Genomic DNA, 12,746 nt, shown 5'->3' on the forward strand with positions numbered 1-12,746 from the left:
CTATATTCTTTTGGAGAACCCCCGATGGACGCTAACCCGTTTGCAAAGATGCAGCGCCTAGGCCGCGCCCTGATGCTGCCGATTGCCGTTTTACCGGTGGCCGGCCTGCTGTTGCGTCTAGGCCAGCCCGATGTCTTCAACATCAAGATGATCGCCGACGCGGGCGACGCCATCTTCTCTAACCTGCCGCTTCTCTTCGCAATCGGCGTGGCGGTGGGCTTCGCGAAGGACAACAACGGCACGGCGGGCCTCGCCGGCGCGATCGGTTATCTGATCGAAACCGCCGTCATGAAGGACATCAACGACAAGCTCAACATGGGCGTGCTGTCGGGGATCATCGCGGGTATGGTCGCGGGGTACATGTACAACCGCTTCAAGGACATCAAGCTGCCCGAGTATCTGGCGTTCTTCGGCGGCAAGCGGTTCGTGCCTATCGTGACAGGCGTCGCGTGTCTCTTCATCGGCATCGTGCTGGGGTACGTGTGGCAGCCGGTGCAATCCGGCATCGACGCGGCCGGCAACTGGCTGACGACGGCGGGCGCGCTTGGCACGTTCGTGTTCGGCGTGCTGAACCGGATTCTGCTCGCGACGGGTCTGCATCACATCATCAACTCGCTCGCGTGGTTCGTGTTCGGCTCGTTCACCCCGCCGGGCGGCGGCGCGGTGGTGCACGGCGACCTGCATCGCTTTTTCGCGGGCGACCAAACGGCGGGCGGTTTCATGACCGGCTTCTTCCCGATCATGATGTTCGGCTTGCCGGCCGCGTGTCTCGCGATGTTCCATGAAGCGCCGAAGGAGCGCCGCGCGGTCGTCGGCGGCCTGCTGTTCTCGATGGCGCTGACCGCGTTCCTCACGGGCGTGACCGAGCCGATCGAATACAGCTTCATGTTCCTCGCGCCGGTGCTCTACGGCATCCACGCGGTGCTGACGGGTCTGTCGCTCGCCATTTGCTCGGCGCTCGGCATTCACCTCGGCTTCACGTTCTCGGCGGGCGCGATCGACTACGTGCTGAACTACGGCCTGTCGCAGCGCGGCTGGCTGGCAATTCCGATCGGCCTCGTGTACGGCATCGTGTATTACGGCCTGTTCCGCTTCTTTATCCGCAAGTTCAACATGGCGACGCCGGGCCGCGAGCCCGCCACGACCGACGCGCAAACCGATGCCACGCCTGTCGGCGGCTATGTTCCGGGCGACGTCGCGCCGGCAGCGGCGAGCACGCGCGCCACGAAGTACATCGCGGCGCTGGGCGGCGCGTCGAACCTGACGCTCGTCGATGCCTGCACGACGCGCCTGCGTCTCTCTGTCGTGGATACGGAGGCTGTGTCGGAACCGCAACTGAAGACCATCGGCGCGCGTGGCGTGTTGAAGCGCGGCAAGACGAACGTGCAGGTCATCATCGGACCGGAAGCGGACTTGATCGCCGATGAAATTCGCGGCGAACTCGAACACTCGTCGACGCGCGGCGCGACGCCGGCTTCGTCGGCTCCCGCGCAGCCCTCGGTTGCGACGGCAGGCGTGACCGATCAGACGGCGGGCCCGCTCGATCCGGACCCGCTGCGCTGGCTCGCGGTGTTCGGCGGCGCGACCAACGTCGTTTCGCTCGATGCGGTGGCGCAAACCCGCCTGCGCGTGGTCGTGCGCGATCCGTCGTCGGTGGATCGTCAGCGTCTGTCGCAGTTGGATGTGGCATGGGTGTCGGCCGATACGTTCCATATTGTCGTCGGTCAGGCGGCGCAGCGGTACGCGGCGCAGATGGCCACCCGTCTGACCGGCAACGGCGGCGGCGCAGCGCCGATGCCAGCCTGATGCGGTAAGCAAGAGTTCGCAGAAACGGCGCCTTCGGGCGCCGTTTTTGTTTCTATGCGCGTCGAGCAGGCAAACAAAAACCCCGCTGTCTTTCGACAGCGGGGTTGGAACACGCTTGGCTTCGTTCTGCCGCGGCGTTACGCGTAGTCGTGCAGCGCGGTGCGCATCTTCTTCATGGCGCTCGCCTCGATCTGGCGAATGCGCTCCGCCGACACGCCGAACTCGTCGGCCAGTTCGTGCAGCGTCTTGCCGCCCGATCCGTCGTCCTGCACGTCGAGCCAGCGCGCCTTGATGATGCGGCGGCTACGCTCGTCGAGCGATTCCAGCGCCGTGGAAAGGCCGTCGCTTTGCAGCTTGTCGAACTGGCGCGCGGCGATCACGTTCGTCGGCTCGTTGTGCGAGTCGGCGAGATAGGCGATCGGCGCGAACGCTTCTTCGCCGTCTTCCACCTGGCCTTCCAGCGCGATGTCGCCGCCCGAAAGGCGCGTTTCCATCTCCGCGACTTCTTCGCGCTTCACATTCAGCTCGCTTGCCAGACCTTCAATCTCGCCCGGCGTGAACGCCGCGTGGCCGGTCTTGTGGCTGCGCAGGTTGAAGAACAGCTTGCGCTGCGCCTTGGTCGTCGCGACCTTCACCATGCGCCAGTTGCGCAGGATGTACTCGTGGATCTCTGCCTTGATCCAGTGCATGGCGTACGACACGAGGCGCACGTTTTGCTCCGGATCGAAGCGCTTCACCGCCTTCATCAGACCGATGTTGCCTTCCTGAATCAGGTCTGCGTGCGGCAGGCCGTAGCCCAGATAGTTGCGGGCAATCGACACGACGAGACGCAGGTGCGACAGCACGAGCTGACGCGCGGCGTTCAGGTTGCCGTGCTCGCGAAATTCGGTGGCGTACTGACGTTCCTCTGCCGGCGACAGCATCGGAATACGGTTCACTGCTTGTATGTAGGAATCGATGTTACCGATCTGACCGGTCAGCATCGACGACTGTGCGTACGTCAGCGCGCCTGCCGAAGATGCCTTGGCAGGTGCCGAGCCTACAACATTCGGAAGGGTCATCGCATTGGTCACGCTCATAAGCTCCTTGTCAACAATTGGCTGCGGCCGCAACGGCGGCGGCAGGCCAGTCACGATATTAGCACTCCGTCCAACTGAGTGCTAAGTGTTAGAGGGTAACGACGTGTGGGAGTTCCCACAAAACTATCGATTTTGTGGGTTTGATAGGCGGCGCGGCCGTGTGAACAAGCCGAAATTACCGAAGAAGAGTCGGTAATCGAACAAATTACCGAAATAACGCCGTAAGGCAACGAATTATTCAACCAAAACGGCAACAAACGCTGGTTTGTGCAAATATACGTCTGCCTAAATACAATGCGCCGACAACCGCTCGGCGGGACAACCACACCCTCATATGGGGCGCTCATGCAGAAAAACCAACCCTTCTGGCGCAGTTTTTTGTCTCACGGCGCCATCGCGGTTTCGCTCGGTCTCGCTTCGGCGGCAGCGCATGCCGACCGGTTCGGGCTTCAGATAGCGGGCGGCGTCGCTAACCATGACTTCAAGAAAGCCGACGTCGGCATCGTCTGGGACCCGAACCTGACGTGGTGGGAAATCGGCGGGTTTCACTTCACGCTGCTCGGCGAGGGGCACGTCGCGTACTGGCACACGAAGGAAAGCAACTCGGTGAATCCAAATGTCTGGGAGTTCGGCGTGACACCGGTGCTGCGTTTCGTGAAAAGCTCCGGCTACATTCGGCCGTTCGTGGAAGCAGGCATCGGCGTCCGGCTGATCTCGCACGCGCGGATCACGGAAGACTACACGCTCTCCAGCGGCTTTCAATTCGCCGATATGGTCGGCGTGGGCGCGATCTTCGGCGAGAAGCAGAACTATCAGGCCGGTTTTCGCTTCCAGCATCTCTCGAACGCGAGTATCAAAGAGCCGAATCCTGGTATAAATTTCAGCCAGCTATATCTGCAATACAACTTCTGACGGGGCGCCGGCGCATCGGTTCCCCGGCGCAAGGGGAACCGACAGATGCCGGCAAAAACCTTTGAGGCCATCCGCGGCCTGGAGCGCGACCGCTTTCGGGCGATGGTCGAGGGCGACGGCGCCGCGCTCGAAGCGCTGCTGGCCGAGAACGTCAGCTATGTCCACACCAACGGCAAGCGCGAAACGAAGCGCCAGTTCATCGACGCGATCACGGCCGGGCGCCGCCGGTATCGCCAGATCGAGATTCAGACGCAGGACGTTTTCTCTGCCGGACCCGAGACCTGTCTCGTGTCCGGCCGCGCGTTGATCGAAATGGAATCGAAGAACGGCGCGCTGCTCTTTCCCATCGCCTACACGGCGGTCCACGTGCAAACCGGCGGTCAGTGGCAACTGCTCGCGCTTCAGGCGACGCGCGTGGCGCTCGAATAGCGCGTCGCCATCCGCGCCGTCAGGCTTCCACGGCCTCGTCCTCGCGCACCTTCCGCGCGATTCCCTTCGACCGATTCACCGCGCTCACGACCGCATCGACGACCGCGAGCGCCGGATTCGCGTGCACCGCGACGCCGAAGCGCATCGGTTCATCGGCGACGCGGCAGCCCACGAACACCGCTGTCTCGCCGTTCGCCGTCATCGTCGATTCGAACCAGCTCACGCTCGCGCCGACGTCCAGCGTCGCGGCGACCGCCTGCGCATAGTGTTCCTCGCTCGCGGCGCCTGAAGCAGGCGGCATTGCGATGTTTCGGCCGAAGACGGAAACTGCCGCCGCATCCACGCGCGATACCGGCCCGCCCGCGTCGAAATACTCGCGCTTGAAGAGGGCGCAGATGGCGTCGCCGCTGATCTCCTCGCCCGATTCGTCCGCCACCGCCTGCACCGCATGACTGAACTCGATCTGCACGCGGCGCGGCGGCGTGAAGCCGAGTCCGCGTTCGAGCAGATAAGTCGCGCCGCCTTTGCCCGACTGGCTGTTCACGCGAATCACGGCGTCGTAGCTGCGGCCGAGATCGGCGGGATCGATCGGCAAATAGGGCACTTCCCACGGCGTGCCGGGCACGCGCTGCGCGAAGCCTTTGCGGATCGCGTCTTGATGCGACCCGGAAAACGCGGTGAACACGAGGTCGCCCGCGTAAGGATGGCGCGGATGCACCGGAAGCTGATTGCAGCGTTCGACGACCCGTCGCACCGCGTCGATGTCCGAGAAGTCGAGGCCGGGATCGATGCCCTGCGTGTACAGATTGAGCGCGAGCGTCACCAGATCGACGTTGCCCGTGCGCTCGCCGTTCCCGAAGAGACAGCCTTCGACGCGATCCGCGCCCGCGAGGAGCGCAAGTTCCGCCGCCGCGACCGCCGTGCCGCGATCATTGTGCGGATGCACCGAGAGCACGATGCTGTCGCGAAAGCCCATGTTGCGGTCCATCCATTCGACCTGATCGGCGAAGACGTTGGGCGTGGCGGATTCGACCGTCGCCGGCAGATTGACGATCATCTTGTGATCGGGCGTCGGACGCCAGACTTGCGCGACGGCATCGCACACTTCGCGCGCGAACGACAATTCCGTCATGCTGAACGTCTCGGGCGAATACTGGTAGATCCAATGCGTGCCCGGCCGCGCCGCCGCGCATTCCTTGATGATGCGCGTGCCCTCGACCGCCAGCGCCTTCACTTCGTCCTTCGACTGATTGAACACGATCCGCCTAAACGACGGCGCGATCGCGTTGTAGAGATGGACGATGACCTTGCTCGCACCTTCGACCGCTTCGAACGTGCGCTCGATCAGTTCGCGGCGCGATTGCACGAGCACTTCAATGGTGACGTCGTCGGGAATGCGCTTCTCGTCGATCAGCTTGCGCACGAAGTCGAAATCGGTCTGCGACGCCGACGGGAATCCCACCTCGATTTCCTTGAAACCCGTTGCCACCAACATCTCGAAGAATTCGAGCTTCGCTGCGATGCTCATTGGCTCGATCAGCGACTGGTTGCCGTCGCGCAGATCGGTGCTCATCCAGACGGGCGCTTTCTCGATCGTGCGATTCGGCCAGCGTCGGCCGTGCAGACGGACTTGCGGGAACGGGCGGTATTTCTCGGCGGGGTTCGGCATCATGATCGTCGATCTCTTTCAGGAGCGTAGCGCCTGCGAGAGCGGCCGACGCCGGCGGCTGGCCGGCTGCGGCGCGATGCACATGAAGCACGCGATGCAGAACCGCGCGCGCGATCCCATTGCGCACCGGCGACGGTGACGCCTGCGACCAACGTGAACGTGCGCGAAGCAGCGTGCATGTGACCCTCGCGTTTTCGATTCGCGGGATGCGCGAACGAAAAACTGACGACTACTAGGTGGTAAGGAAGGAACTGCGGGAACGGCTGGCGGGAACGCGCGCCTGGCGACGCGCGCCGCTACGTCTGGCGACTTACGCTAGACGTAGCGATAGGGGCCGCGCTAGGCGGCCCGAAATAATTCGGAGGGAGAAGAATTGGGTGAAACGCATTGGCCTACTTTAAACCAGCGTTGAAGAAGGTGTCAAATGCGGATTTTCCGATTGCGGTGCCTATACCGGCCGGCGCACCACATCCGCGATCAGTTCCACCTGACGCGCGATAGCGGGCGGCACCGGCACGTCGCCCCGCATCACGTCTTCGATCCAGCGCGCGGTCGTGGCGGCATCGAGCGATTCGGGCAATTCGACGGCGGGCGCGTCCGCCTGCGAACGCTCGGGCGCGACGAGCGTCTCGGCGTGGCCGTCGTGGAACCAGTCGATCTGCACCTGGCGGCGCGTGTCCGCGACCGCCTCGCCTTCGGTGCCGCGCGCGAGCAGCGCGCCGCCTTGCGCGGCATCCGGATGCTCGGTGAAAAGCGCGGTCAGGCTGTCGCGATATTCCGGGTGCGTGTAGTTGACGAGCCGCAGGCCCGGCTCCGCGAACGGCTGCAAAATCTTGACGAGCGTGTGCGTCGAATTGCGCACGCCCATCACGCGCCGAAGGTCCAGCAGCCGCGCGAGCTTCGGCGCGAGCGCCGTCACGGGCGCGAACGCTAGGCGGCGCGAGGCGAGGCTGTCCTCGATCTCGTCGGGCGACGCGGCGTGCGGAATGCCCACTTCGGCGAAGATCGCGGCGCTCGTCACGCGGCCCGGATCGTCCACCACGCCATGCACCAGCACCGGCACGCCTTCGCGCGCGAGCAGGAGCGCGAGCAGCGGCGTCAGGTTCGGCTGCTTGCGCGCGCCGTTGTAGCTCGGGATCGACACGGGGCGCGCGTGCTCGCGGCCTTCCTGGACATGCAGCGGCTCGAACGAACGATGCGCCGCCGCCAGCATCGCGGCGAGTTCGGCGGCCGTCTCGCCCTTCACGCGATACGCGAGCAGCACGGCGCCCAGTTCGACGTCGGAGACGCGGCCATCGAGCATGGCTTCGTAGAGCGAATAGGTGTCGTCACGCGAAAGCGCCCGCGCGCCGTTCGGGCCGCGCCCGATTTCCTTGATATAGCGCGCGCAGGGGAAAGAAGGAGGTGGAGTGTCGGTCATCGGAAGCGTGCGCAGAACGGGCGCTCATTTACATGGTCCTGAGCGGCGCCGTCGCGAGTGGAAGATGCGGTATGACACTCAGTATCGCATTTAAGCGCCGCTTGCAAGTTCGGGGGCGGGCATCCGGCGAGATTGCGCGGCGGATGGAAGGATGGCCGCAGGCCGTCCGAAAGCTCGCGCGCCCGCGCCGGACAAGGCTCGCCACGATTCGCGCCGGCACGTTACACTCGCTTTTTGCGACTCCGGCTGCGAGCGTGAGATGCGCCGGCTATCGAATAACATCAAACAGGAGAGCGGGATGACTTACGTGTTTCCCCCGGCGCCGGCGACCGCCGTTCCGGTCGCGGGTTCGAACGAGCAGTTTCCCGTGCGCCGCATCTACTGCGTCGGACGTAACTACGAAGCGCACGCGCGGGAAATGGGCCACGACCCCGACCGCGAGCCGCCGTTCTTCTTCAGCAAGCCCGCCGACGCCGTGCTGTACGTCGCGCCGGGTTCGACCGGCGAGTTGCCGTACCCGTCGCAGACCAAGAACCTGCACTTCGAGATGGAACTCGTCGCGGCTATCGGCAAGCAGGGCAAGGACATTCCCTCCGACAAGGGCCTCGACTACGTGTACGGCTACGCGCTCGGACTCGACATGACGCGTCGCGACCTGCAAGCCGAAGCAAAGAAGCTCGGCCGTCCGTGGGATACGGCGAAAGGCTTCGATCACTCCGCGCCGCTCGGCCCGATTCATCCGGCGGCGAAGGTCGGGCATCTGGAAAAGAGCGCGATCTGGCTCACGGTCAACGGCGAGGAAAAGCAGCGTTCGGACATCTCTCAGCTGATCTGGTCGGTCGGCGAGACGGTGGCCTATCTCTCGACGCTCTTCGAGCTTTTCCCCGGCGATCTCATCTTCACCGGCACGCCCGAAGGCGTGGGCGCGGTCGTGAAGGGCGATCTGCTGAAGGGCGGCGTGGACGGCATCGGCGACTTCTCCGTGCGCGTGGTCTGAGGCGGCGTGCGGACAATGAAGCTCTACAGCTATTTCCGAAGCTCGGCGGCGTATCGCGTGCGCATCGCGCTGAATCTGAAGGGTCTCGATTACGAGTACGAGGGCGTTCATCTGCTGCGCGACGGCGGCGTGCAACTGAAGCCCGAGTATCGCGCGCTGAATCCGGACGGCATCGTGCCGACGCTCGTCGTCGACGGCGACGTGCTCACGCAGTCGCTCGCCATCATCGAATATCTCGACGAGACGCATCCCGAGCCGCCGCTTTTGCCGCGCGGCGCCTCGGACCGCGCGTTCGTCCGGTCGGTGGCGTTGCAGGTTGCCTGCGAGATTCATCCGCTGGATAACCTGCGCGTGCTGAAGTACCTCAAGCATCAGGTCAAGGTGCCGGACGAGGCGAAGGACGCGTGGTACCGGCATTGGGTGGAAACGGGCTTCGAATCGCTCGAAAAGCGCCTCGCGGCCGATTCGCGCGTCGGCAAGCTGACGTTCGGCGACACGCCGACCATCGCCGATCTGTGCATCGTGCCGCAGGTGTTCAACGCGCGGCGCTTCGGCATCGACCTCGCGCCTTACCCGACCATCGAGCGCATAGCCGATTTCGCGAACCAGATTGACGGCTTCATGCGCGCCGCTCCCGCGCAGCAGCCGGACGCCGAATGACGGCGGCGGTATCTGCTGGAGCCCTGTCGAGTTACTTGTCGGGTGCGGGACTGGGAGCGAGCCTGATCGTGGCGATCGGCGCGCAGAATGCGTTCGTGCTGCGGCAGGGGCTCAAGCGGCGGCACGTGGGCATCGTCGTGTCGATCTGCGCGTTCATCGACGTCATGTTGATCGCGCTCGGCGTCGGCGGCATGGGCGCGCTGATCGCGCGGGCGCCGTTTCTACTCGACGTGATTCGCTGGGCGGGCGCGGTTTTCCTGTTCCTCTACGGCTTGCGCGCGTTCATCGCGGCGTGGCGCGGTCCGGGGCATCTGAACGCGTCAGACGGCGATTCGCAGACGGCGGTCGCGGCGGCGTCCACCGTGGTCGCGCTCTCGCTCCTGAATCCGCACGTTTATCTCGATACGGTGGTGCTGCTCGGCGGCATCGGCGCGCGGCATGCTTGGCCGGGCAATGCATGGTTCGCGGCCGGCGCGATGTGTTCGTCCATCATCTGGTTCACGGCGCTTGGCTATGGGGCGCGTCTTTTGGAGCCGTGGTTCCAGAAGGACGTGTCGTGGCGCGTGCTCGATGTAATCGTCGGCTGTGTCATGTGGTGGATTGCTGCGGCGCTGGTGTTTTCGCGCTGAAGCGACGAAAAAAAGGGCGTCTCGCGGACGCCCTTCTTTTTCAGATCACCCCAGCAACGCGTCGGCGAACTCTTCCGCCTTGAACGGCTGCAAGTCCTCCACCTTCTCGCCGACGCCGATGAAGTACACCGGAATCGGCCGCTGTCGCGCGATGGCGGCGAGAATGCCGCCTTTCGCTGTGCCGTCGAGCTTCGTCACGATGAGGCCGGTCAGACCGAGCGCATCGTCGAACGCCTTCACTTGCGCGAGCGCGTTTTGCCCCGTGTTCGCGTCGATGACGAGCAGCACTTCGTGAGGCGCGTCCGGCATCGCCTTCGCGATCACGCGGCGCACCTTGCGCAACTCTTCCATCAGATGCAGCTGCGTCGGCAGACGGCCAGCGGTGTCGGCCATCATTACATCGATCTTGCGGGCGCGCGCCGCGCCCACGGCGTCGAAAATGACGGCGGCCGCGTCGCCGCTTTCCTGCGCGATCACCGTCACGTTGTTGCGCTCGCCCCAGACGGTGAGCTGTTCGCGGGCGGCGGCGCGAAACGTGTCGCCGGCGGCGAGCAGCACCGACTGGTTGAAGCTCTGCAGATGCTTCGCCAGCTTGCCGATGCTCGTCGTCTTGCCGACGCCGTTCACGCCCGCGATCATCATCACGAGCGGCTGCGCGCGGCCGAGCATCAGCGACTTTTCGAGCGGACGCAGCAAATCGACGAGCAGCTCGCGCAACGCCGCCTTCACCTGCGTGGCCTCCGTCAGCCGCTCGGCGCGCACCTTTTCGCGCAGCGATTCGAGCAGGAATTCGGTGGCATCGACGCCCGCGTCGGACATCAAGAGCGCTGTTTCGAGCTCCTCGTACAGGTCCTCGTCGATCTTCGCGCCGACGAAGATGCCCGTCAGGCTCGAACTGGTCTTCGACAGGCCGTTCCTCAGGCGCGACAGCCACGACTTCTTCGCGGCGGCGTCGGGCTCGGGCGGCGGCAGCACTTCTTCGCTCGCCTCGTCGGTTTCCGGCGCGCGCAGCCATTGCGACTGCGTGCGGCCTTGCCAGTACGGCTTCGGTTCTTCGTTTGCGGCAGCTTGAGCGGGCTGCGCGGGCGGTTCAGGCTCGACGGCAGGTGGCGCTTCCGAAGGGATGGCGGCGTCGACGGCGGGCTCGCGGTCCAGTTCCGCCTCGATCACGGGAGCGGACGCTTCTTCGTCCTCTGCGGCGTCGGGCGTGTTCTCGGCGGATGGGTCGAGCGGCGCGTCAGCCGGCTTTTTGAATCGTTTGAAAAAGCTGAACATGGTCTCGGACGATGATGCGCGCGTCAATCGACGGCCCGGCGCGCTCGTGGAAGAACGCCGCGCAATGGCCCGCGCAAGAAGAGGTAAGCCGCGTATTTTATCAGGCGCCGTCTATCGCGCTTGTGCGCCAGCCGCCTGTGGTAACGTTGGCTTTCACTATGCGCGCCGTGCATTCGGCGCCCGCGCCCGATTCCAACGCTTCCCTCTATGTCCCGTTCCTCCGCATCACGCTCGACCGCTTCCGCCGCCTCGCACCGCGCGCCTTCGCGCGGCGGCAAGCCGCACACCATCCGCATCATCGGCGGCAACTGGAAGCGCACGCCGCTGCCCGTGCTCGACCTCGAAGGTCTGCGTCCGACGCCCGACCGCGTGCGCGAGACGCTCTTCAACTGGCTCGGTCAGGATCTCGACGGCCAGCGATGTCTCGATCTCTTCGCCGGCAGCGGGGCGCTCGGGTTCGAGGCGGCGTCGCGCGGCGCGTCGCGCGTGCTGATGGTCGAGCGTAACGCGCGAGCCGCCGCGCAGCTTCGCGCGAATCTGGACCGGCTCGCCGCCCGCAACATCGAAGTGGCCGAAGCCGATGCGCTGCGGCTCGCCGCCGGCCTCGCGCCCGGTTCGTTCGACGTGATCTTCCTCGATCCCCCTTTCGGCGATCAGGCGTTGCTCACGCGCGCGCTCGAACTCGCCGCGCCGCTCGCCGCGCCCGATGGCGCCATCTACGTCGAATGCGGCGAGCCGCTGGACCCCGCCGCCATCGACGCGCTGTCCGGCTGGACCGTGGCCCGCGAGGGCAAGGCGGGCGCGGTTCGGTATCATTTGCTGCGCCGCCAAAATGAGGAATAATGCGCTGCCGAATCCGGGCGCCGAGGCGTACTGGAACGGGCATCGCGGGAATGACGGTCGCCGGAGCGCGGCCCAAGGTCAATAAAAGAGGAGAAGCTCATGGTTGTCGCCGTGTACCCGGGAACATTCGACCCGCTGACGCGCGGGCATGAAGACATCGTGCGGCGCGCATCGAGCATTTTCGATACGCTGGTCGTGGGCGTGGCGGACAGCCGCGCGAAGAAGCCGTTTTTCACGCTGCAGGAGCGGCTCGATATCGCGCATGACGTGCTCGGGCATTATCCGAACGTGCAAGTGAGCAGCTTCACCGGGCTACTGAAGGACTTCGTGCGAAAGAACAATGCGCGCGTGATCGTGCGCGGCCTGCGCGCCGTCTCGGACTTCGAATACGAGTTTCAGATGGCCGGCATGAACCGCTATCTGCTGCCCGACGTCGAAACCATGTTCATGACGCCGTCGGACCAGTATCAATTCATCTCGGGCACCATCGTGCGCGAGATCGCGCAACTCGGCGGCGACGTCAGCAAGTTCGTGTTTCCTTCCGTCGAGAAGCGGCTGATCGACAAGGTCGCGGCTCCGCAAAAGGATCCCGCCGCGCCGTAAGCATGGGCCCGACGCTTAGTCGGGCGCGCCGTGCTTGTCTGCCGCTTTGGAGAATGCCTCGGCGAGCTTGTCGAAATGACGTAGCGCGCCGGGCGTTAGCTCGATCTGCTTGCGGCGCGCGTCTTCGGTATCGGTGAGGACGATCCAGCCCTTCTCGCGCATCGACGTGATGCGCGCGTGCAGCGTCGCGGGCGACCCGAACTGGCTTTGCGCCATCATGTCCCGCACGGAAAGACGCGCTTTCTGCTGGCTCATGCGCGCGACAAATTCGAGAATGCGCTCCTCCAGCGGATCGAGCGCGGGCAGTCCCCGCAGCGCTTCGGCGAGCTGAAGAAAGCGGAGATAGATATCGGCGGGGCGGGTCATGCCTGTGCTTCATCCAGTGTGACGGCTCGATCCGCATCAACCGTGTGAGCTAAGATGA

Annotated in this window: 13 protein-coding genes; 8 read left to right on the forward strand and 5 right to left on the reverse strand. The window is 64.7% G+C overall.

Annotated elements, in window-relative coordinates:
- Positions 1 to 24: 24 nt before the first annotated feature.
- The gene (gene nagE, locus JYK05_RS01025; protein ID WP_206467431.1) at positions 25 to 1,806 is read left to right on the forward strand and encodes an N-acetylglucosamine-specific PTS transporter subunit IIBC; all 1,782 of its coding nucleotides are present in this window, start codon (positions 25 to 27) and stop codon (positions 1,804 to 1,806) included.
- Between the two features lie 137 nt (positions 1,807 to 1,943).
- On the opposite strand, the gene rpoH is transcribed toward nagE, so the two are convergent.
- Positions 1,944 to 2,879: an RNA polymerase sigma factor RpoH gene (gene rpoH, locus JYK05_RS01030; RefSeq protein WP_206468175.1), complete on the reverse strand. Its 936-nt coding sequence runs from the start codon at positions 2,877 to 2,879 to the stop codon at positions 1,944 to 1,946.
- A 351-nt stretch (positions 2,880 to 3,230) separates the two neighbouring features.
- Here rpoH and JYK05_RS01035 point away from each other — a divergent pair, with 351 nt between their 5' ends.
- Positions 3,231 to 3,797 carry an acyloxyacyl hydrolase gene (locus tag JYK05_RS01035; protein WP_206467432.1) on the forward strand — a complete coding sequence of 189 codons (567 nt, stop codon included), beginning with the start codon at positions 3,231 to 3,233 and terminating at the stop codon, positions 3,795 to 3,797.
- Between the two features lie 45 nt (positions 3,798 to 3,842).
- Positions 3,843 to 4,226: a nuclear transport factor 2 family protein gene (locus JYK05_RS01040; RefSeq protein WP_175939282.1), complete on the forward strand. Its 384-nt coding sequence runs from the start codon at positions 3,843 to 3,845 to the stop codon at positions 4,224 to 4,226.
- A gap of 19 nt (positions 4,227 to 4,245) precedes the next feature.
- On the opposite strand, the gene leuA is transcribed toward JYK05_RS01040, so the two are convergent.
- The gene (gene leuA, locus JYK05_RS01045) at positions 4,246 to 5,898 is read right to left on the reverse strand and encodes a 2-isopropylmalate synthase (protein WP_206467433.1); all 1,653 of its coding nucleotides are present in this window, start codon (positions 5,896 to 5,898) and stop codon (positions 4,246 to 4,248) included.
- 445 nt (positions 5,899 to 6,343) lie between these two features.
- A complete protein-coding gene (ybiB, locus tag JYK05_RS01050) occupies positions 6,344 to 7,315 on the reverse strand; it encodes a DNA-binding protein YbiB (RefSeq protein ID WP_175939288.1) in 972 nt (323 codons plus the stop codon).
- Positions 7,316 to 7,613: 298 nt separating this feature from the next.
- On the opposite strand from ybiB, the gene JYK05_RS01055 reads away from it, so the two are divergent.
- Genes JYK05_RS01055 through JYK05_RS01065 form a run of 3 tightly spaced genes read left to right on the forward strand, consistent with a single transcriptional unit; the run spans position 7,614 to position 9,601 of the window.
- Positions 7,614 to 8,312, forward strand: a complete 699-nt coding sequence (locus JYK05_RS01055) for a fumarylacetoacetate hydrolase family protein (protein ID WP_206467434.1) — start codon at positions 7,614 to 7,616, stop codon at positions 8,310 to 8,312.
- 15 nt (positions 8,313 to 8,327) lie between these two features.
- Positions 8,328 to 8,972 (forward strand): maleylacetoacetate isomerase, encoded by a 645-nt coding sequence (gene maiA, locus JYK05_RS01060; RefSeq protein ID WP_175939292.1) that lies wholly within the window; start codon positions 8,328 to 8,330, stop codon positions 8,970 to 8,972.
- On the forward strand, positions 8,969 to 9,601 hold the full coding sequence (locus JYK05_RS01065) for a LysE/ArgO family amino acid transporter (RefSeq protein ID WP_175939293.1): 633 nt from the start codon (positions 8,969 to 8,971) through the stop codon (positions 9,599 to 9,601). The genes maiA and JYK05_RS01065 overlap by 4 nt, the downstream gene beginning before the upstream one ends.
- Positions 9,602 to 9,646: 45 nt before the next feature.
- Here the strand turns inward: JYK05_RS01065 and ftsY are convergent, their stop codons facing one another.
- Complete coding sequence (gene ftsY, locus JYK05_RS01070; protein WP_206467435.1) at positions 9,647 to 10,876, reverse strand: signal recognition particle-docking protein FtsY; 1,230 nt, start codon at positions 10,874 to 10,876, stop codon at positions 9,647 to 9,649.
- Between the two features lie 207 nt (positions 10,877 to 11,083).
- Here ftsY and rsmD point away from each other — a divergent pair, with 207 nt between their 5' ends.
- Positions 11,084 to 11,719 carry a 16S rRNA (guanine(966)-N(2))-methyltransferase RsmD gene (rsmD, locus tag JYK05_RS01075; RefSeq protein WP_206467436.1) on the forward strand — a complete coding sequence of 212 codons (636 nt, stop codon included), beginning with the start codon at positions 11,084 to 11,086 and terminating at the stop codon, positions 11,717 to 11,719.
- A 99-nt stretch (positions 11,720 to 11,818) separates the two neighbouring features.
- On the forward strand, positions 11,819 to 12,322 hold the full coding sequence (gene coaD / locus JYK05_RS01080) for a pantetheine-phosphate adenylyltransferase (protein WP_175939299.1): 504 nt from the start codon (positions 11,819 to 11,821) through the stop codon (positions 12,320 to 12,322).
- Between the two features lie 15 nt (positions 12,323 to 12,337).
- Here coaD and JYK05_RS01085 read toward each other — a convergent pair whose 3' ends face one another.
- A complete protein-coding gene (locus JYK05_RS01085) occupies positions 12,338 to 12,688 on the reverse strand; it encodes a winged helix-turn-helix domain-containing protein (RefSeq protein ID WP_175939301.1) in 351 nt (116 codons plus the stop codon).
- Positions 12,689 to 12,746 lie beyond the last annotated feature (58 nt).

Origin of the sequence: Caballeronia sp. M1242 (assembly GCF_017220215.1) — a bacterium.
Lineage (GTDB): Bacteria > Pseudomonadota > Gammaproteobacteria > Burkholderiales > Burkholderiaceae > Caballeronia.

Excerpts from the sequence above, each read along its gene's own strand:
- ybiB (WP_175939288.1), bottom strand. The coding sequence starts at position 7,315 with ATGACCGACACTCCACCTCCTTCTTTCCCCTGCGCGCGCTATATCAAG.
- coaD (WP_175939299.1), top strand. The coding sequence starts at position 11,819 with ATGGTTGTCGCCGTGTACCCGGGAACATTCGACCCGCTGACGCGCGGG.
- leuA (WP_206467433.1), bottom strand. The coding sequence starts at position 5,898 with ATGATGCCGAACCCCGCCGAGAAATACCGCCCGTTCCCGCAAGTCCGT.
- JYK05_RS01065 (WP_175939293.1), top strand. The coding sequence starts at position 8,969 with ATGACGGCGGCGGTATCTGCTGGAGCCCTGTCGAGTTACTTGTCGGGT.
- JYK05_RS01085 (WP_175939301.1), bottom strand. The coding sequence starts at position 12,688 with ATGACCCGCCCCGCCGATATCTATCTCCGCTTTCTTCAGCTCGCCGAA.
- JYK05_RS01055 (WP_206467434.1), top strand. The coding sequence starts at position 7,614 with ATGACTTACGTGTTTCCCCCGGCGCCGGCGACCGCCGTTCCGGTCGCG.
- maiA (WP_175939292.1), top strand. The coding sequence starts at position 8,328 with ATGAAGCTCTACAGCTATTTCCGAAGCTCGGCGGCGTATCGCGTGCGC.
- nagE (WP_206467431.1), top strand. The coding sequence starts at position 25 with ATGGACGCTAACCCGTTTGCAAAGATGCAGCGCCTAGGCCGCGCCCTG.
- JYK05_RS01035 (WP_206467432.1), top strand. The coding sequence starts at position 3,231 with ATGCAGAAAAACCAACCCTTCTGGCGCAGTTTTTTGTCTCACGGCGCC.
- ftsY (WP_206467435.1), bottom strand. The coding sequence starts at position 10,876 with ATGTTCAGCTTTTTCAAACGATTCAAAAAGCCGGCTGACGCGCCGCTC.
- rsmD (WP_206467436.1), top strand. The coding sequence starts at position 11,084 with ATGTCCCGTTCCTCCGCATCACGCTCGACCGCTTCCGCCGCCTCGCAC.
- JYK05_RS01040 (WP_175939282.1), top strand. The coding sequence starts at position 3,843 with ATGCCGGCAAAAACCTTTGAGGCCATCCGCGGCCTGGAGCGCGACCGC.